This is a genomic window from Desulfovibrio oxyclinae DSM 11498 (genome assembly GCF_000375485.1).
In the GTDB taxonomy this organism is placed as follows: domain Bacteria; phylum Desulfobacterota; class Desulfovibrionia; order Desulfovibrionales; family Desulfovibrionaceae; genus Pseudodesulfovibrio; species Pseudodesulfovibrio oxyclinae.
In genome coordinates this window covers 1-17,959 of record NZ_AQXE01000020.1, presented here as the reverse complement: position 1 = coordinate 17,959, position 17,959 = coordinate 1, and the positions used below count along the sequence as shown (strand labels likewise).

At 59.5% G+C, this 17,959-nt stretch carries 19 protein-coding genes; 16 read left to right on the top strand and 3 right to left on the bottom strand.

What is annotated here, in order from left to right; genetic code table 11:
- Positions 1-54: 54 nt before the first annotated feature.
- Positions 55-141 carry an SHOCT domain-containing protein gene (locus B149_RS18935; RefSeq protein WP_083909258.1) on the top strand — a complete coding sequence of 29 codons (87 nt, stop codon included), beginning with the start codon at positions 55-57 and terminating at the stop codon, positions 139-141.
- Between the two features lie 27 nt (positions 142-168).
- On the opposite strand, the gene B149_RS0115705 is transcribed toward B149_RS18935, so the two are convergent.
- Positions 169-795: a recombinase family protein gene (locus B149_RS0115705; RefSeq protein WP_015413927.1), complete on the bottom strand. Its 627-nt coding sequence runs from the start codon at positions 793-795 to the stop codon at positions 169-171.
- A 136-nt stretch (positions 796-931) separates the two neighbouring features.
- Here B149_RS0115705 and B149_RS0115700 point away from each other — a divergent pair, with 136 nt between their 5' ends.
- From B149_RS0115700 to B149_RS0115630, 15 genes are all read left to right on the top strand, one after another.
- Positions 932-3,856, top strand: a complete 2,925-nt coding sequence (locus B149_RS0115700) for a Tn3 family transposase (RefSeq protein ID WP_026167673.1) — start codon at positions 932-934, stop codon at positions 3,854-3,856.
- 9 nt (positions 3,857-3,865) lie between these two features.
- Positions 3,866-4,018 carry a Flp family type IVb pilin gene (locus tag B149_RS0115695; protein ID WP_018126123.1) on the top strand — a complete coding sequence of 51 codons (153 nt, stop codon included), beginning with the start codon at positions 3,866-3,868 and terminating at the stop codon, positions 4,016-4,018.
- Between the two features lie 119 nt (positions 4,019-4,137).
- Positions 4,138-4,683, top strand: a complete 546-nt coding sequence (locus tag B149_RS0115690; RefSeq protein ID WP_018126122.1) for an A24 family peptidase — start codon at positions 4,138-4,140, stop codon at positions 4,681-4,683.
- 66 nt (positions 4,684-4,749) lie between these two features.
- Positions 4,750-5,565: a Flp pilus assembly protein CpaB gene (cpaB, locus tag B149_RS0115685; RefSeq protein ID WP_018126121.1), complete on the top strand. Its 816-nt coding sequence runs from the start codon at positions 4,750-4,752 to the stop codon at positions 5,563-5,565.
- Positions 5,566-5,573: 8 nt separating this feature from the next.
- Positions 5,574-6,959 (top strand): type II and III secretion system protein family protein, encoded by a 1,386-nt coding sequence (locus B149_RS17555; RefSeq protein ID WP_018126120.1) that lies wholly within the window; start codon positions 5,574-5,576, stop codon positions 6,957-6,959.
- A gap of 22 nt (positions 6,960-6,981) precedes the next feature.
- Entirely contained in the window at positions 6,982-7,272 is a 291-nt protein-coding gene (locus B149_RS0115675; protein WP_018126119.1) for a hypothetical protein, read from the top strand.
- Positions 7,272-7,445, top strand: coding sequence for a hypothetical protein (locus B149_RS18610; protein WP_018126118.1), 174 nt, complete (start codon positions 7,272-7,274; stop codon positions 7,443-7,445). Before B149_RS0115675 ends, B149_RS18610 begins: the two co-directional genes overlap by 1 nt.
- Complete coding sequence (locus tag B149_RS17550; RefSeq protein WP_018126117.1) at positions 7,442-8,623, top strand: CpaE/TadZ family protein; 1,182 nt, start codon at positions 7,442-7,444, stop codon at positions 8,621-8,623. The genes B149_RS18610 and B149_RS17550 overlap by 4 nt, the downstream gene beginning before the upstream one ends.
- Complete coding sequence (locus B149_RS0115660; protein WP_018126116.1) at positions 8,620-10,035, top strand: TadA family conjugal transfer-associated ATPase; 1,416 nt, start codon at positions 8,620-8,622, stop codon at positions 10,033-10,035. Before B149_RS17550 ends, B149_RS0115660 begins: the two co-directional genes overlap by 4 nt.
- On the top strand, positions 10,035-10,997 hold the full coding sequence (locus B149_RS0115655; protein ID WP_018126115.1) for a type II secretion system F family protein: 963 nt from the start codon (positions 10,035-10,037) through the stop codon (positions 10,995-10,997). The genes B149_RS0115660 and B149_RS0115655 overlap by 1 nt, the downstream gene beginning before the upstream one ends.
- A gap of 10 nt (positions 10,998-11,007) precedes the next feature.
- Positions 11,008-11,961 (top strand): type II secretion system F family protein, encoded by a 954-nt coding sequence (locus B149_RS0115650; RefSeq protein ID WP_018126114.1) that lies wholly within the window; start codon positions 11,008-11,010, stop codon positions 11,959-11,961.
- A gap of 22 nt (positions 11,962-11,983) precedes the next feature.
- Positions 11,984-13,465: an SPOR domain-containing protein gene (locus B149_RS0115645; RefSeq protein ID WP_018126113.1), complete on the top strand. Its 1,482-nt coding sequence runs from the start codon at positions 11,984-11,986 to the stop codon at positions 13,463-13,465.
- A gap of 157 nt (positions 13,466-13,622) precedes the next feature.
- Positions 13,623-15,758, top strand: a complete 2,136-nt coding sequence (locus B149_RS0115640) for a hybrid sensor histidine kinase/response regulator (protein ID WP_018126112.1) — start codon at positions 13,623-13,625, stop codon at positions 15,756-15,758.
- A 28-nt stretch (positions 15,759-15,786) separates the two neighbouring features.
- Entirely contained in the window at positions 15,787-16,164 is a 378-nt protein-coding gene (locus B149_RS0115635) for a PH domain-containing protein (protein ID WP_018126111.1), read from the top strand.
- Between the two features lie 104 nt (positions 16,165-16,268).
- Complete coding sequence (locus B149_RS0115630) at positions 16,269-16,904, top strand: outer membrane protein (protein ID WP_018126110.1); 636 nt, start codon at positions 16,269-16,271, stop codon at positions 16,902-16,904.
- A 62-nt stretch (positions 16,905-16,966) separates the two neighbouring features.
- Here the strand turns inward: B149_RS0115630 and B149_RS0115625 are convergent, their stop codons facing one another.
- Complete coding sequence (locus tag B149_RS0115625; protein ID WP_018126109.1) at positions 16,967-17,413, bottom strand: phage tail assembly chaperone; 447 nt, start codon at positions 17,411-17,413, stop codon at positions 16,967-16,969.
- Between the two features lie 10 nt (positions 17,414-17,423).
- Positions 17,424-17,894 (bottom strand): DUF7483 domain-containing protein, encoded by a 471-nt coding sequence (locus tag B149_RS0115620; RefSeq protein WP_425386883.1) that lies wholly within the window; start codon positions 17,892-17,894, stop codon positions 17,424-17,426.
- Positions 17,895-17,959: the final 65 nt, after the last annotated feature.

Sequence of the window (17,959 nt, the reverse complement as noted above, 5' to 3'; positions counted from 1 at the left end):
CTCTTTCAAGCCTTCACCTCCCGACAAGGTGGACGACCGGACAGAGATGACTCCCTGAACATCATCAAGGAAAAATTCGCAAAGGGAGAACTCACTGCGGATGAATACCAACGAATGAAGGAAGTGCTGACAAGACAATAAGATATCGCAATAAATGAAGTTGACGACTTATGCATGTGGGGCATGTGGATTTAAAACCTGTATGCCATGCCCCCTTAACGCACCACTTGGACTTACATACCTATAAAGGGTGACCCGTGTTACCCCAAGCTCTTTACAGAGATTCCTCACGCTAGTTGTCTTGTTTTTCATTGCAGCTTGCGCCATTTGTACTTGGGTCTTGTTTAGAGCGAATCGCCGTCCTCCCTTGCGACCGCGAGCGCGGGCGGCTTCAAGCCCTGCCATGGTTCGCTCTCTGATCAATTCACGCTCGAACTCGGCAAGGGCTGCGAAGATGCCAAAAATCAGCTTGCCACTTGCAGAGGTTGTGTCGATATCTGCCCCACGCCCTGTGAGGACTTTAAAGCCAATATCCTTCTCAGCAAGTTCTTGCACCACGCATACAAGGTGCTTGAGATCTCGCCCTAGGCGATCAAGCTTCCAAATCAACAGAATGTCTCCTTGGCGTAGAGCTTTTAGGCAAGCGTCCAAACCTGGACGTTTGCCTTTCTTGCCGGAAGCCATGTCTTCATAAATGCGCTTAGCAGGAACTCCTGCCTTCAGCAAAGCATCTCGTTGGAGATCTAAATTTTGTGAGCCATCAGCTTTTGACACTCGTGCGTAACCAATTTTCATAGGCTGTTCACAAACCCTCGTTTGAGTTACATGTCCAATATAGTTCAGGTGGGTACGATATTCTGTACCTTATTCCGTATCACAAACTATGTTAACAATACGTCATTGATTCAAGAAAAGATACAAGTGGGTTCAAATGCCTCGTAGAACAGTCCTTTCCTCTTCTCAAAGAGCCGTTTTCGAAGCCTTACCAAGCGTTCCAGATTTACTCACACGATACTACGTTTTGGACGAAGACGAGCTTGCGCTTATTTCCAAATGTAGACGGCCACACAATCGGCTCGGATTTGCTTTACAACTCTGCCTCATCAAATTCCCTGGAAGGGCCTTGCGGCCAGAGGAAGAAATCCCCGACTCCTTGGTCGAATTCATTGCTGAACAAATAGGAGAAGAGTCGGAAGTCTTCAGTGGCTACGCGGACAGAGATCAAACGCGAAGAGAACATTTAAAGACCTTGATAAAGTTTTTCCGGCTTTCGAGGTTTGGAGACAGTCACTATCGAGAGATGGTGCGCTGGTTGACGCCCATTGCCGTAGACAATCCAAAAAGTGCTTTCCTCGTAGGTGCAATCCTAAATGAATTGAGACGCCGCAAAATTCTTCATCCTGCTTTGAGCGTTGTGGAACGCCTTGTTGCTCAGGTGAAGATTCAAGCAGATCGTAAAGTCTACAATGAAGTGAATGGACTGTTGTCCGACAGGCACCAGGCAGACCTTGAATTTTGGCTCAATCCACGAGGAGAGAAATCCCAGAGTAGACTTTCATGGATTCGCCAACCTGCTGGCCGTCCTTCGCCTACAAATGTGATTTTGATCATGGGAAAGCTGGCCGCTATCCGGCAGCTCGATCTTCCTTCCGAGGTGTTGGGCGCAGTACCAACAATTCGTCGCAAGCAGCTCTCCCAAGAAGGTAATCGAATTGCGGTGCATAATCTGCGAATGTTGAATGAGCAAAGACGCTATACGATCATGGCCGTATGCTTGCTTGAAATTCAACGCTCCTTAATGGATGAGGTCGTTAACATGCATGACCGCATCATTGGCTCCCTAATGAGACGTAGCCAACGAAAACAGGCTGCTCAGCTACAAGATGATGCAAAGAACATCAAAACAACCGTCAACGTTTTCTCAAAGCTTGGGCGGGCCTTAATCAAAGCGCGTGAGGAGCATTTAGACCCTTGGGAGGTCATTGAAGCTGAACTGTCCTGGGATGATTTTCGTGCAACGGTTGAAGCCGCTGAAAACCTATCACAACCTCAACGATTCGATTACCTCCATTATATTGATACGAGTTTTAACCAGATTCGTCGATATGCCCCGGCCATGTTGGAGCATTTTGACTTCCGTGCAAGCTCTGGTGGGCGGGATGTCCTCACTGCTATTGATATCATCCGAGACATGAACAAAACGGGCAAACGCAAATTGCCCGACCAGGCTCCGACATCATTTATCCCAAAACGCTGGCAACCATTTATCTTTGAAGATGATGGGATGAACCGTAGATATTATGAATTGTGCGCATTGAGCGAGCTTCGCAACCGACTCCGTTCTGGCGATGTATGGGTGCCAGGTAGCCGTCAATTTGAAGATTTCAATGAATACCTCATGGGGCCTTCCGCTTTTCGTCAGCTTCAAGACTCTCATGAAGTACCTGTGGCGGTCGAAACGGACTGCGCACGATACATCTCAGAGCGAAAAGAACTCCTTGGAAGCCAGTTGGAAGAATTTCAAAGGCTTCTCAGAAGCAATGATCTGGATACGGTTTGTCTCAAGAATGGTAGGCTTTCAATGCAGCCCTACAGGGGTAACTCTGTGCCCGATGAAGCAAAGCAATTCGGTCAGCGCGTATATGCAAAGCTTCCACGTATCAAAATTACCGACCTTCTCATTGAGGTAGATCAGTGGACAGGCTTCGCCGAACAGTTCACTCATTTGAGGACTGGCCAACCATCTCAAGACAAAGAATCTCTTCTGTCAGTGATTCTCTCAGATGGGATTAATCTTGGCCTGACAAGGATGGCAGAGGCCAGTTCTGGAGCCTCGTATAAACAATTGTCTTGGGTTTCGGATTGGTATGTCAGAAGCGAGTGCTATTCCAGAGGATTGGCTGAGATCACCAATTACCACCACATAATTCCACTTGCAGGACAGTGGGGGGATGGCTCCACCTCGTCTTCAGACGGGCAGCACTTTCCCCTTGGCAGTGTTGGCCGAGGCCTCGGAGATGTGAACGCACGATACGGGCGAGATCCCGGTGTGATTTTCTATACCCATATCTCAGATCAATACACTCCGTTTCACAGCCAGCTCATCAACGCAACAGCACGCGATGCAACCTATGTCCTGGACGGCCTGCTTTATCATGAAAGCAATCTCAATATTGAGGAGCATTACACTGACACCGCAGGGTTTACGGATCATGTGTTTGCTCTTTGCCATTTGCTAGGATTTCGCTTTGCTCCTCGCATTCGAAACATAGGTGACGTAAAGCTTTACACCTTCGGCAGCGCAAGGCGCTGGGCTGATCTAGAGCCATTGATAGGATCAAAGATCAAGCAGAAGGACATCGAGAACCAATGGGAAGAGATATTGAGGCTGGCAAGCTCAATTAGGTTGGGAACCGTTACGGCATCCCTCATAATTCGTAAGCTGGCCTCCTATCCACGGCAAAACAAGTTGGCCTTGGCCATACGCGAACTTGGGCGTTTGGAGAGGACTCTGTTTTTGTTGGATTGGGTAAAGAAGCCAGAACTACGTTCTCGTGTCCAAGCCGGTCTGAACAAAGGTGAGTCCAGAAACGCACTTGCTCGTGCAGTGTTTTTCAACCGGCTCGGAGAAGTCCGAGATCGTTCTTTTGAAAGTCAGTGCTACAGGACTTCCGGCCTAAACCTTGTCGTAGCAGCGATAATCCTCTGGAACACTGTATATCTGGAAAAAGCCGTGGAGAAGGTGCGAGAGGAAATGGATGTTCCGGAGGAGTTCCAGAGCTACCTTTCTCCGCTTGGATGGGAGCACATCAATCTCACAGGGGATTACATCTGGAATCTTGGCCAAAACCCTTAACGTGCAATTTTGTCCGTTCTATGGAGTGACCCCGAATACGGCCTGATCGCCGCACTCATCGCAGCAGGCATCGTGACCGCAGTCTCCACGCTCGGATCCACCGTCTCCAACACCTTTACCTCCATCGCCAACAGCATGACCGGCGCCGCCGCAGGCAGCTAGGCCATGGAAGCCTGTTCGGGGCCTGCGGAGGGGAGAAACCGCAGGCCCCGGGGTTCCCGGGGAGATGGGAACGCAGGAAATCATCGAGGCAATTCAATGAAAGGATTCGGGGAAGAACCATGGATTTCGTTATCGCCGCGCTGCTGCTGGCCGCCCTGGTGGCGGCTGTCGTCACTGACGTCAGGAGCCAGCGCATACCCAACCTGCTCACGTTTCCGCTGATACTCGCGGGACTGGGACTGCACACCGCCACCGGTGGGCTGGATGGCCTGCTGTTTTCGCTGGGCGGCTTCGGTCTCGGCTTCGGCGTGATGTTCATTCCATTTCTGATGGGCGTTATGGGTGCCGGAGACGTCAAGCTCATGGCCGGTGTCGGCGCCTGTCTCGGCGTTGAAACGGCCTTCATCGCCTTTCTTGTCACCTGCCTCGCGGGCGGGATTTACGCACTGGGCATGTTGCTTCGGCACATGGACCATCTCAAGGCGATCCTCGCCAACTTCCGCTACACAATCCTCGCATTTCTCACCACCCGGACCGTTGAATACACCCCCGTCACCCCCGAAGGTTCCCTGCCGCGCCTCTGCTACGGCGTGGCCATAGCCGCGGGAACCGTGACCGCCATGGCACTGACCATGATTGAAACCGGCGCACCGTTCGCACGGTAGCCCCTGCGGAAGACGCTTCGCCGTCACGGCGGCAGGAGCGGTTCCGGACAGCAAGGAGGAAGCACCATGACCAGATCCACGAAAGCAGCCCTTCAGATAGGACTGGCCCTTGTCCTGTCGCTGGTGGCGGCCTTCATGGTCTTCCGCTGGATGGCCCAGCGCCCTGCCCAGACCGGGCCCGAGGCGCCGGTGAGTTACTACGCCGTGGCAGCCGCGGACCTCAAGAAGGGCATGAAGATCGGCCCCGAGGCGGTGGCCCTCAAGGGCAGGCGCACGGCGGAAACTCCGCCTGACGTTTTTCTTTCCACCGGCCCTGTTGTTGGCCGCGTGCTGGCGCAGGATCTGGCCAAGGGCGAGGCGCTGACCGCCTCCATGCTCGAACCGCTGGAGCTCAAGGTTCCCGGCGTGAGCGCCATGATCACCCCCGGCAAGCGGGCCATGGCCGTCAAGGGCAACCCCGTCATGGGCCTTTCCGGATTCGTGCTCCCCGGTGACAAGGTGGACGTGCTCGTCTCCCTGACCAAGGGACGCGATGAAAAGCCCGTCACCAAGCTGGTGCTGGCGAACGTCCCGGTGCTCGCCACGGGCACGCAGCTCTCCTCCCCCAAGGGTGAGGGCAAGACCGCCTCGGTGGACGTCTACACGCTCGAACTCACCCCCGAAGAAAGCGAACGACTGGCTCTGGCCGCCACCCGCGGCACCCTGCACTTCGCGCTTCGCAACGGCGAGGATACCGAGACCGTGCTGACCCCCGGCTCCACCGTGAACAGTGCGTTGGCGGCCTATCGCAAGGCTCCGCCAAGGCGCAAGCGGGCCCCGCGCAGACGCAGGGTGAGCGTGGAGGTCATTACCGGCGGCGAACGCAGCAAGGTGAAGTTCTAGGAGATATCATGCGGCATGCAATATACGTCATAACGGCAATCGTGCTGCTGGCCCTCGCGCCGGCGGCGGCCTCGGCCGAGTCGCCCGACGAGGTGATGCTGGTCAAGAACAAGTCCGTGGTGATCGATGTGGAATCGCCGGTCAGCCGCGTTTCGCTGGGTTCGCCCGAGATTGCCAGCATGCTCCTTCTTTCCCCGCGTCAGATATATCTCGCGGGCAAGGAGTTCGGGGCAACCACCCTGACGCTGTGGACCGACGGCGGCATCGTGGTCAAGGACATCAAGGTGGTGCCGGACGTCACGGGCCTCAAGCGGATGCTGCACGAAGTGCTGCCCGCCGAGACCGACATCAGCGTGCGGGCCAACTCCGAGTCCATCACGCTCACTGGCAGCGTAAGCAGCGCCTCGGCCCTCAAGGCCGCCAACGAGCTGGCCCAGACCGTGGCCCCGGAAAAGGTCGTGAACCTGCTGCGGGTGGACGGCGTGATGCAGGTCATGCTGGAGGTGCGCGTGGCCGAGATGACCCGCACCGTGCTCAAGCGCATGGGTGTGAACTTCGCCTACCTGTCCAACAATTTCACGGCATACTCGTTTCTCAACGGCCTGACTTCGCTTGATCAGGACGGTACCAAGATCAATCTCACGGACCGTATCAACGGCGTGGTGCAGGCCACGCAGGGCAGCAGCTCTTTCAGCGGCTTCATCGACGCGCTCAAGGCCAACGGTCTGGTCAAGGTGCTGGCCGAACCGAATCTGGTGTGCGTGTCCGGCGAGACCGCCGACTTCCTCGCAGGCGGTGAGATTCCGATCCCCGTCCCGCAGGCGCTCGGCATGGTCTCCATCGAGTACAAGCCCTTCGGCGTGGGGCTCAAGTTCACCCCCACCGTACTCAGCTCCGGCGTCATCAATCTCAAGGTCAAGCCCGAGGTTTCCGAGCTGGACTATTCCAATGCCGTCACCTTCCAAGGTTACACCATCCCGGCCGTGCAGACCCGAAAGGCATCCACCGTGGTGGAGCTTGCCGACGGCCAGAGCTTCGTGGTGGGCGGCCTGATCAGCGACTCTCTGCGCGAGAACGCCAACCGCTTCCCGGTGCTCGGCGACGTGCCGGTGCTCGGCTCGCTGTTCAGCAGCAACGACTTCAGGAGCAACAAGACCGAACTGGTGATCATCGTCACCGCGCATCTGGTCAAGCCGGTGGATGCCGCGACCCAGTCGCTGCCCACTGACGGATTCCGCGAACCGAGCGATTACGAGTTCTATCTGCTCGGTCTTCTGGAGGGCCGCCGCGACAAGCCTGCGCTGACGAGCGCCCCGAAGAACCGCCGCGAGTCCGTCGTGGTCAGCCCCGAAAGCGGTTTCGACGGCGACCTGGGCCATTCCCTGCCGAACTAGGCGGGCACAAGGAGAAGTCTTCATGAGAAACGTCGCAATGACCGTCATCGTCTTCCTCGCCTCGCTGGGACTGTCCGGCTGCAGCGTCATGCAGGTGCAGCACGAACCCAGCACCATGCCGCACGGCACGGCCGTGAGTCAGGCGGTGGAAGCCCAGAAGCTCAATCCCATGCCCGCGGGCACCGAGCCCGTGAAGGGCGCCGACGGCGAATATGCGCTCAAGGTTCTGGAGCAATATCAGGAAGGCCCCAAGTCGGGGAGTTCCGAGGGTGAGAGCCTTTTTCAGGAGGTTCTCGGGGAGATGCTGAACTGATGTATTATTTCGAAGACAATGTTACCTACTGGCGGGAACTGGTGCTGATGCTGGTCATGGCGGTGGTCATCCTCGCGGATGTCTTCGTGCTGGACAGCTTCCATGTCGAACCGATGCGTTCCGCAGGCCATGCGCAGGTGGAGCTTGCATCCCATGCCGGAGGAGCACGATGAGAGGCAAGCTGACCATGACCGTGGTGGTGGCGGACGACACCCAGCGCAAGGTGCTCGACAAGGTTGTCGAGGCTCTGCCGTGGGTTGTTCACGCGCCGGAAAACGCCGAACACATGGGCGTGCTTTTCTACGAGCCCGGCCCGGAGGCCGTTCAGGAACTGGCGGAGATAGCCGGTGCGCTGGAAAACGGCTCGGCCACGGACGTGGTGTTGGTGGGCGAAAAGCCCGCCCCCGAACTGCTCATCGAAGCCATGCGCGGCGGCATCCGGGAATATCTTCCGTATCCGCTGGAGCCTCGGGCGGTGCGTGACGTGCTCATGCGCATCCGCAGCCGCAACGTGGTCGTGGAAGGACAGGAAAGCAGCGGACGCGTGAGCGTTGTGCTCGGCGCGCGTCCGGGCATGGGAAGCACCACGCTGGCCGTGAATCTGGCCAACGTGTTTGCCAAGGCAGCACCGGGCAGGGTGCTGCTGGCGGACATGGGCAGACCGTGCGGCGATGTGCGCTTCTTCCTTGAAGCCCAGTGCGACTACACTTGGGAAGACCTGTTGGCGGACGCCTCCCGTCTGGACGAAACCTTCCTCGCCAGCGCGGTGGGCGAAGGCCCTGACAAGCTGGCCGTGCTGGCCGGGCCGCGCAATCCCGCAAAGCCCGATCCGCAGGCCGTGCATACCCTTTTCGAGACCATGCGCGGAGCCTACGATCACATCATCGTGGACGCGGCTCTTGAGTCCGACGGCTCCCTGCCCACCGCAGCGGAGCAGGCGGACGATCTGTTGCTGGTCACGGAGCTGACCATGCCCGCGCTGGCGGATGCCAAGCGTGCCGTGGACGCTTTCAGGCGTGCCGATCCCGAAGCCTCCCGTAAGCTGCGGGTGGTGGCCTCGCGCGTGGTCAAGGGCGGCGGCGTGGAGCCGACCGATGCAGCCGAGGCCCTCGGCTGCGAGATCGGCCTGACGCTCCCCGGCGTGTTCGCGGATGCCTCGGCCGCCATCAATCAGGGCGTGCCGTTGCTGACCGCGTCCCCCAAGAGCGCGTATGCCAAGCCCGTGAACGAAATGGCCCGTGAACTCGGATTGCCCGTCGCCAGACGCGGCGGCCTGTTCTCCGGTCTGTCCGGACTCCTGTCGCGCAAGGGCGGCCGCAAGAGCGGCTCCGCAGGGAGGGTGAACGCATGAATCTGGCACAGCGGCTGAACCGCAATCGCAGCGGCGAAGAGACCGTCGAGGCCCCCAAGGCGCCCGAAGCCGCCAAGGTAGAGGCTCCGAAGCAGGAAACCTCCACTTCGGAAGTGTTCTTCGACATCAAGACCCGCATCCACGACCGGCTCATCGACATGCTCGACCTGTCGCTGCTCGACCGTCTCGAAGACGGCGAGATGCGCGCCGAGATTGCCCGTGCCGCCGAAGGGCTGCTCTGGGAAGAGTTCCACAACGCCCCGCTGAACATGGCCGAGCGGCGCAGGCTGCTGGCCGAGATTCAGGACGAGGTGGTGGGGCTCGGGCCGCTGGAGCCGCTCATTCAGGACCATACGGTCAACGATATTCTGGTGAACTCCTACAGTCAGGTCTACGTGGAGCGAAACGGCAAGCTGGAGCGCACGCAGGCCCGGTTCCGCGACGACGACCACCTGCGCAAGATCATCGACCGCATCGTGTCCCGCGTGGGCAGGCGCATCGACGAATCCCAGCCCATGGTGGACGCCCGCCTGCTCGACGGCTCGCGCGTCAACGCCATCATCCCGCCGCTGGCGCTGGACGGCCCCTCGCTGTCCATTCGTAAGTTTTCCCGCGACCCGCTGGAGATTCAGGACCTCATCGGCTTCGAGGCGCTGACCCCCGAGATGGCGCTTATCCTCGAAGGCGCGGTCCGTGCACGGCTGAACATCATCATCTCCGGCGGTACCGGCTCCGGTAAGACCACGCTGCTCAACTGTCTGTCGCGCTACATCCCCGAGAACGAGCGCATCGTCACCATCGAGGACGCGGCGGAGCTGCAGCTCAAGCAGGACCATGTGGTGCGGCTGGAAACCCGTCCCGCCAACATCGAGGGCACGGGCGAGATCACCCAGCGCGAGCTGGTCAAGAACTGTCTGCGTATGCGCCCGGACCGCATCATTGTCGGCGAGGTTCGTGCCTCGGAAGCCCTCGACATGCTGCAGGCCATGAACACCGGTCACGACGGCTCGCTCACCACCATCCATGCCAACACTCCGCGCGACTGCCTGATGCGTCTCGAAACCATGGTCTCCATGGCCGGGCTGAATATTTCCGACGTGTCCATGAAGCGCTACGTGGCCTCGGCCGTGGACCTCATCGTGCAGGCCACCCGTCTGGTGGACGGTACCCGCAAGGTCGTCAGCATTCAGGAAGTCAACGGCATGGAAGGCGAGATGATCACCATGCAGGAGATTTTCGCCTTCGAACAGACCGGCATGAGCGAGGACGGCAAGGTGCTGGGACATCACACCGGACGCGCCATCCGACCGCGTTTCGCCGAACATCTGGTGCGCATGGGCTTCCCCCTGCAGAACGAGATGTTCGACGTGCACCCCGCGCTGCGGCGTGACGACGGGAGGGAAATGCTGTGATGCTGCTCATCGTGGTGCTTTGCGCTTTCGTGGTTTTCCTGCTCGTGGTGGGCGTCGCCTCGTTCCTGCGCTCGCGCCGGGACGACTCGGACGAGCGCATCCGCAGCCGTCTGGGCGCGCTGGCCGCCTCGGACGCGGACGTGGAAACCGTGGAATACCTCGTACGCAGGCAGATGAGCGAAGTGCCGTGGTTCAACACCATGCTGCAGCAGATGCGCTGGGCAGCCAACCTGAGTCGTCTCGTCTCCATGGCCAAGGCCCCCGGCACGCCGGGGCTGTATCTGCTGCTCAGTCTCACGTTGGGCCTGCTCACCGGTTACGCGGTTTTCCTGCTCAGCAAGATGCTGATCGCGGCCGCCGTGCTCGCCGGAATCGTGGGGTATATACCCATCTGGTGGCTCAAACGCCGATGCACCAAGCGCATGGACCGTTTTCAGGAGCAGTTGCCCGAAGCGCTGGATCTGTTGGCCCGCGCCCTCAAGGCGGGGCACACCTTCGGCGGCGGCATGCGCATGGTTGCCGACGAATTCGACGAACCCATCGGCTCCGAATTCGGCAAGACCATCGACGAGATCAACTATGGTATGGATTCCGACCGCGCGTTGGACAACCTGCTCAACCGGGTGGACTGCCCGGACCTGAAATTTTTCGTGGTCTCCGTGAACATTCAGCGGGAGACCGGCGGCAACCTCGCCGAAATCGTCGGCAACATAGCCCGGCTGGTACGCGAACGGTTCAAGCTGCACGGCAAGATCAAGGTGCTGTCCGCCGAGGGCCGCATCTCCGCACTCATCCTCACCCTGCTGCCCTTTGCCGTGGCGGGCGTCCTCTTCCTGCTCAACCGTGAATACATGAGCCTTCTGTGGACCACGGAACTGGGTCGGAGCATGGCCATCGGGGCAGCATGTTCCATGACGCTCGGCATCGTCATCATCCGTCGGATGATCAAGATCAAGGTGTAGGGACCGAACCATGTTCGAACAGTACATTCCACTCATAGCGGCAGGGGCCGCCTTCGCCGCGGTGCTCATGGCCCTCATGGGCTTCATGAGTCTCAGCGGCGGCGCGAAACGGTCCGAAGAGATCGCCCAGCGCATTTCCGGTCGCCCCCGTAGCACCGGGAAGACTGGCGGATCCCTTCTGGGCGGCCTCTGGCATCCGGTTTCCGACATGTTCGGCCAGCTCGGCGCGCGCATAGGTCCCAAGACCGACGAGGAACGCCGGGCCAACCAGCTTGCGCTCATTCGCGCGGGCATCCGCAGGCCTGACGGCTGGCGCGTGTTTCAGGGGGCCAAGGCTTCCCTCACCGTTGCTCTTGCGGGCGGATTCCTGCTGCTGCGTCAGCTCGTCTTCGAAGACCTCGGGCTGCCGCCCACCGTGCTCGGCGCCGTGGGACTGGCCGCCGTGGGCTGCTACGCCCCGGACATCTGGCTGCGGATGCGTACCAAGAAACGGGCCGAGGCCATCCTTAACGCCCTGCCCGATGCGCTGGACCTTCTGGTGGTCTGCGTGGAATCCGGCATGGGGCTGGATCAGGCCATCACCCGCGTGTGCAATGAGATGAGAAACTCATCGCCCGAGATCAGCCTCGAATTCTATCAGCTCACGCTGGAGCTGCGCGCCGGCAGGAAGCGCACGGATGCCCTGCGCGACCTTGGCCGCCGCTGCGGCGTGGAAGACCTGAACAGCCTGATATCCCTGCTCGTGCAAGCGGACACGTTCGGCATCAGCGTGGGGCGCACTCTGCGCGTGTATTCGGACACCATGCGCACCAAGCGGTTCCAGCTGGCCGAGGAAAAGGCCGCCAAGCTGCCCGTGCTTCTGCTGCTGCCCTTGATCCTTTTCATCCTGCCCGCGCTGTTCGTGGTCATCATGGGGCCGGCCATTATGCTTTTCATCGACGTTTTCGCGGCGCTGCCGCAATAGCGTCAAAAAGGGGAGAACCGATATGAACGCCATCGTCATCAGAACACTCGCGATACTGTTGGCCGCAACGCTGCTGGGCGGATGCGCCGCACGCAAGACCGGCAACGGGGAGTCCTTTCAGGAATTTGCCTGGGGCGGCGACTCCGAACTCACTGCCGACCAGCATCTTCAGGTGGGTCGCGGCATGGCTGCCGACGGCAAGCCCGAGATGGCCCTTGTGCACCTGAACCGGGCTCAGAACATGGCTCCCGAAAATATCGAAATCCGCGCCTTCAAGGGCGAAATGCTCCTTGAGCAGGGTGCCACGGAAGCGGCTCTGCGCGAATTTCGCGCCGTGCTCGAAAAGCAACCGGATCATGCCGGTGCACATGAAGGGGCGGGCGTGGTCTTCTATCTCGCCGGGCTTGACGACGAGGCGGAAGAGCATCTGCAAAGCGCGCTGGAAACCAACCCAGAACGGTGGAAGGCCAATTGTTATTACGGCGTGCTGCATGATCGTCGGGGCAACCCCGATCTGGCCGCGAAGCACTTCCGGCTCGCGCTCAAGTCTGCCAACGGCAAGGACGCGGCCCGCGTGGTGAACAATCTCGGCGTGACGCACATGGCCCGCCAGCAGTATCGGCAGGCGGCACGGCTCTTCCGCAATGCACTGGAAAGCGGCGGCGCTTCCGCGCGCACCTACAACAACCTCGGTCTCGCCCTGACCCGCATGGGGCGGCTCGACGAGGCGCTTGAGGCCTTCCGCTACGGCGGCAATGAATCCAAGGCGTACAACAACCTCGGCTACGTGCTGCTCATGGAAGGGCGTCCGCAGCAGGCCGCTGGATATTTCGAAAGGGCGGTGGAGCTCTCCCCGACCTTTTACGATAAGGCTTTCGAAAACCTGAAGCGGGCGCGTATGGCTGCCTCTTCGGGCACCGAAAACGAAGGTTCCACCCCGAACCTGCCGCCGCTCGCATCCTCCGGGAACGAGCGTCGGTCCATCGCCGAGGCCGCGGCTCTCCCCGCCGCGGCCACGGCGACCGGACCCGCCGCGGATCCGGATTCGCTCGGTTTCACCTCCCTCCCTCCGGGATTTGCGGATGAACCCGAAGCGACAGCCAGCGCACCGACGGCAACCGAAGCGACCGTAACCGAAGCGGCCGCCACGGAAACAGTTGCGACCGAAGCGACCGTCGGGGAAATGGTCGCCGAGGACGCGACTGACGTGTCTGCGGCAGAAGGGGTGTCTGATACTATCGAAGAAAAGCGCGCCGAATATGGACTGCACGTCAGCTCATGGCGCGACACCGAGCACGCGAGAAAGCACATGGAGGCCCTGAAGCACGATGGCTTTGAAAGCTCTCTCGCCACCGCAGACCTCGGAGAAAAGGGCGTTTGGCACCGGGTGCTGGTCGGCCACTATTCCTCTCTTCAGGAGGCCATGGATGCCAGACCCGCCGTATTGAAGAGGCTGGGTCTTGAGCAGGCCGGTGTCTACCCTCTGACCGAGGCCGCACAGTAGCCTCGTGGCCCGCTCCAACCGCCAGACATCCGCGCGCCCGCTGGGTTTTGCCCCTTCGGGCGCGCGGTTTCCCGCACCGCTTCACTTTTTCCGTTCGTTCCAATATATTCCGACGAAAGGGGGCCATGCATCCCTCAAGGAAATAGAGGAGCGTTTCTTGCCCGTTCAGGACACCACCGTATTCCGGGTACTCGCCGTGGACCCCGATCGCGATGCGCTCACGCTGTATCGCGACATCCTCTGTTATGAAGGGCAGGAACCCGAAGCGCTCGAAGCACTCTTTTCCGATGCCTCTGCGGCGCCGATGACGGACGCGCCCGTGGATTCCTTCCGTTTCGAGGTGGTCAGGACCACAACCGGTGCCGAAGCTGTTCAAGCCATGGCCGATGGTGTGGCCGAGGGCAGGCCCTTTGCCCTTGCCGTGGTCGAAGTCCGCCTTGAACACGGGATGGACGGCGTGGAAACCGCAGAAATGCTGCGGGAAATGGACGCTGGCGTCGAAGTGCTCATGATGTCTTCGGCCACCAGTGTGCCGCTTGCCGAACTCAACCGTCGCGTTCAGCCTCCGGAAAAGCTGCTGTACCTGCAAAAGCCTTTTCGCTCGCAGGAGTTCCGTCAGGTGGCCGTGTCGCTCTGCAACAAGTGGCGCGCCGAGACCGAGCTTCGCGAACTCAACGAAAGCCTCGCACTGGTTGTTGAGGCCCGAACCGAGGAACTCAACAAGGCCAACCAGCGGCTGCTCAACGACATTGCCAAGCGTGCCGACGTGCTCAAGGACCTCAAGGCCAGTGAAGAGCGGTATCGCGAACTCTTCGAAAAGAACATCACCGGCAATTTTCTCGCTGACGCCAAGGGGCGGATCGTGGACTGCAACCTCGCTTTTGCCGAGGTGCTCGGGCTGGCCTCACCGGAAGCCGCGGCAGGCATGAGCCTGTTTGAAATATGGGGAAAGCTCGGCGGCAAGGAGCCGCTGGATGAACTGCTGCGGCAACGCGGCAGCGTCAGGAATCACGAACTCAGCGCAGGGCCAAGGGGCAGGGAGCTGCTGGGCAACGTGGACGTGGTGACCAACGAACGCGGCGGTCATGAAATCCGCGGATATTTCTTCGACATTACCGAGCGCAAACGGCTGGAGCAGCAGCTCAGACTGGCCCAGAAGATGGAGTCGCTCGGCACGCTCGCAGGTGGCATCGCGCACGACTTCAACAACATTCTCGGCGTGATCCTCGGGTATGCGGAAATCATCGAATCCTCGGCAGACGAGGGGTCGGGCCTTGCCCGTCGCGTGGGCGAGATTCTTTCCGCCGGGCGGCGTGCGCGCGATCTCGTGACGCAGATTCTCAACTTCAGCCGCCAGAGTCCCGAGGAGCGGCAGCCCATGTCGCTTTCGCCGCTTCTCAAGGAAGCGTTCAAGATGCTGCGTTCCAGCATTCCCGCCAACATCGAGCTGACCCTTACCGTCGATGCAAAGGATGATCAGGTGATGGCCGATGCCACCCAGCTGCACCAGATCATGCTCAACCTCTGCACCAACGCTGCACAAGCCATGGAGCGTGGAGGCGGCAGGGTTGACGTGGAACTGGCCGATGCGGACGCCGATGGCCCGGAACCCCCGGAAGAGCTGGGCGGTCCCGAATGGTTCGTCCGTTTGACCGTTCGCGACAACGGCCCCGGCATGGATGCCGAGACGCTTGAGCGCATTTTCGATCCGTTTTTCACCACCAAGGGACCCGGCGAGGGCACTGGAATGGGTCTCGCCATGGTGCACGGCATCGTCAAGCGGCACGACGGGCATATCACTGTGGAAAGCGAGCCGGGCAGCGGCACGGTCTTTCATGTTTTTCTTCCGCGCACCCCGTCGCTGGAACGTCCGCAGACGGAGTCCCGGCCTCAGCTCGTCTTTACCAAGGGGCGCATCCTGTTCGTGGACGACGAGAAGGCATTGGTGGACATCGGCAAGGAGATGCTGGAGTCCATGGGCTTTGACGTGGTCACTCGCACCAGCAGTATCGAGGCGCTTGAAGCCTTCAAGTATCGCAGCGATGATTTCGACCTGGTGATTACCGACCAGTCCATGCCCAACATGACCGGCATAGAACTGGCGCGTGAGATGGTGCGTATTCGCCCCGGCGTGCCCATCATCCTGTGCACCGGTTTTTCCGAGGCCGTGAGTTACGAACGCATCCGCGAGATAGGCATAGGCGACTTCATCATGAAGCCGATCCTGCGCCATGAGATGATGGAAGCCATCGGCAGGCTGCTTGGCGAAAAGCGGCCCGACCTCATCGATTAGTACATAACCCCTTCAAAGAGGAGCGAACATGGGATTTCTCGACGGACTGATGGGTAACGCCTCGGAAGTGAAGTCCGAAGACGTCGCCGAAGAACTTGCCCCGATTCTGGCGGACGCCGAGCACGTCCAGCGCGTGTTCAAGGTCATCCGCGACATGTTCGTTTTCACGGACCGCAGGCTGCTGCTCATCGACAAGCAGGGCATAACCGGCTCCAAGGTGGACTATCTCTCCCTGCCGTACCGTTCCATGACCTGTTTTTCGGTGGAGACCGCGGGCCACTTCGATCTGGACGCCGAACTGAAAATCTGGATGTCGGGCCGAAGCGAACCGGTGGTCAAGGAACTGAAGAAAGGCACCGACGTGGTCGGTATCCAGAAGCTGTTGGCCAACGGGATTCTGAAGTAGTGTATAGGATTACAGGAATTTGTAATGGACAATCTTTTCCACCACGTGTATTCCTAGCTGCCTGGTAGGAATTCAACTTCGGCACAGAAGAAAAGAGGTCTCCCATGAAAAAAGTTCTGCTCGCACTCACGATGGTTCTCGTTGTCGCCACCGCCGCCAATGCTGGACAGCACTATGTCTCCGGCAGCGTTTCCACCCAGTATCTGATGGACAGCGACATCTCGTCGAACGACTCGGCCACCAACGCGGAGTTGCGCGAAGCGGATGCGAAAATCGAGTCCGGATGGGGCTGGGGACTTTCCGCCGCCAGCGGCTACCAGTGGGAAAGTGGCATTCGCGTTGAACTGGAAGGCAGTTATTTCAGCAGCGACCTCGATAAAGTCACTTCCAACATCGGCAATCTCGATGTGGGCGGCAAATTCGATATGACCGCGCTGATGGTGAATGCTCTTTACGAATATCAGCTCAAGGAAGATTGCCCGCTGAGCGTCTACGGTGGTCTCGGCTTCGGTTACGGCTGGTCCTATGGCGAGCTGGACCTCGAAGGTGACGACTTCTCCGATACCGCGAGCATTCCTCTGGTGCAGCCCATCGCCGGTCTGCGCTACCGTATCGATGAGAACTGGAGCGTGCAGGCCGATTACAAGTTCATGGCCGGTCTTGAAAAGCTGGACTACGGTCTGTTCGAAGCTGAATACCGTTCCCACCGCATGGGCCTCGGTCTCCGCTACGATTTCTAGGTTCCTGCCTGTATCCACCCATGATTTCAAAAAGGCCCCCGGCTTAAGCCGGGGGCCTTTTCTTATGTTTTTGCAGGCCACTCCACGATCTCCGGAAACCCCACCTGCTGGGGCACATCCCGCAGCGCCTGCACATAGGCGTCCAGAGCCGCGATGTCGTCGCAGGGCGTCAACCCCAGCCGCGTCTCCGATTCAAAACGCTGCACGCGCCACATGACTTCCTCGATGCGCCGGTCCCGTTCCTTGCGGATTCCGTTCGCCTGATGCTCACGCCTCGCCGCCTCGTCCACCACGGCCTCCACGATCTGCTCCCGCAGGATCAGATCCTCGCCCAGCAACCACTCAGTGACGTAGCTGGTGAACGGTTCGCGCCGCAACGGCCGCGCCTCGTGGTAGCCAAGCGTTGCGCGCTCCTCGCGGGTCAGATCCGCAAAAAGGCGGACGCTGCCACCCTGCACCACCTGCGCGGGCGGGGTCTGTCGAAAGGTGTTGTCCGGATATCTCCACATGATAAACCTCCTAGAATGCGTTGGAATATTTGAAAGGCTGCGCCGCCCATGCGATGCCGACGATGGTGTCGCCGTTGCCGTCAATCAGCGACGACGAGTTTATGACGTCGAAGCCACCCGAGAAGAACGAAAACAGCCCGGGCGAGCCGAACGCCTGCTCAACCGTGTTGCCCTCAACCCATCGCTCAATATTGTTCCGGCCTCCGTCCATGTCAGAGGAAACGAAAAACCAGTCCTGCGTGGCAGTTGCATTTTTCCCCAGCATGGCCAGGGGCAGAAAACCCAGATTTGCTCTCGGCCCTGCGTTGGAGCCGTTGCCCTCAAAGCTGAACACCTCCGAAAAACCGGGGACGGANCGGAAAACGTAGGCGATATAGGTTTCGGCGGGGGCGTTCACGGTGCTGTTGTTCCCAACGGTGAAGGCGAGGGAATTCGGCTTGACGTCCCCCCATATTTCCGAGTTGGCCACCGCAGCACTCACCTGATGCGGCTGGATGAAGTGCGTTGCCCCGAGGGCTTTGTGATAGGCAACCCAGCCATTCGTCG

Bases quoted from the DNA above. Each gene is read 5' to 3' on its own strand.
- B149_RS0115705 (WP_015413927.1), bottom strand. From the start codon at position 795: ATGAAAATTGGTTACGCACGAGTGTCAAAAGCTGATGGCTCACAAAAT.
- B149_RS0115700 (WP_026167673.1), top strand. From the start codon at position 932: ATGCCTCGTAGAACAGTCCTTTCCTCTTCTCAAAGAGCCGTTTTCGAA.
- B149_RS0115690 (WP_018126122.1), top strand. From the start codon at position 4,138: ATGGATTTCGTTATCGCCGCGCTGCTGCTGGCCGCCCTGGTGGCGGCT.
- cpaB (WP_018126121.1), top strand. From the start codon at position 4,750: ATGACCAGATCCACGAAAGCAGCCCTTCAGATAGGACTGGCCCTTGTC.
- B149_RS17555 (WP_018126120.1), top strand. From the start codon at position 5,574: ATGCGGCATGCAATATACGTCATAACGGCAATCGTGCTGCTGGCCCTC.
- B149_RS0115675 (WP_018126119.1), top strand. From the start codon at position 6,982: ATGAGAAACGTCGCAATGACCGTCATCGTCTTCCTCGCCTCGCTGGGA.
- B149_RS18610 (WP_018126118.1), top strand. From the start codon at position 7,272: ATGTATTATTTCGAAGACAATGTTACCTACTGGCGGGAACTGGTGCTG.
- B149_RS17550 (WP_018126117.1), top strand. From the start codon at position 7,442: ATGAGAGGCAAGCTGACCATGACCGTGGTGGTGGCGGACGACACCCAG.
- B149_RS0115660 (WP_018126116.1), top strand. From the start codon at position 8,620: ATGAATCTGGCACAGCGGCTGAACCGCAATCGCAGCGGCGAAGAGACC.
- B149_RS0115655 (WP_018126115.1), top strand. From the start codon at position 10,035: ATGCTGCTCATCGTGGTGCTTTGCGCTTTCGTGGTTTTCCTGCTCGTG.
- B149_RS0115650 (WP_018126114.1), top strand. From the start codon at position 11,008: ATGTTCGAACAGTACATTCCACTCATAGCGGCAGGGGCCGCCTTCGCC.
- B149_RS0115645 (WP_018126113.1), top strand. From the start codon at position 11,984: ATGAACGCCATCGTCATCAGAACACTCGCGATACTGTTGGCCGCAACG.
- B149_RS0115635 (WP_018126111.1), top strand. From the start codon at position 15,787: ATGGGATTTCTCGACGGACTGATGGGTAACGCCTCGGAAGTGAAGTCC.
- B149_RS0115630 (WP_018126110.1), top strand. From the start codon at position 16,269: ATGAAAAAAGTTCTGCTCGCACTCACGATGGTTCTCGTTGTCGCCACC.
- B149_RS0115625 (WP_018126109.1), bottom strand. From the start codon at position 17,413: ATGTGGAGATATCCGGACAACACCTTTCGACAGACCCCGCCCGCGCAG.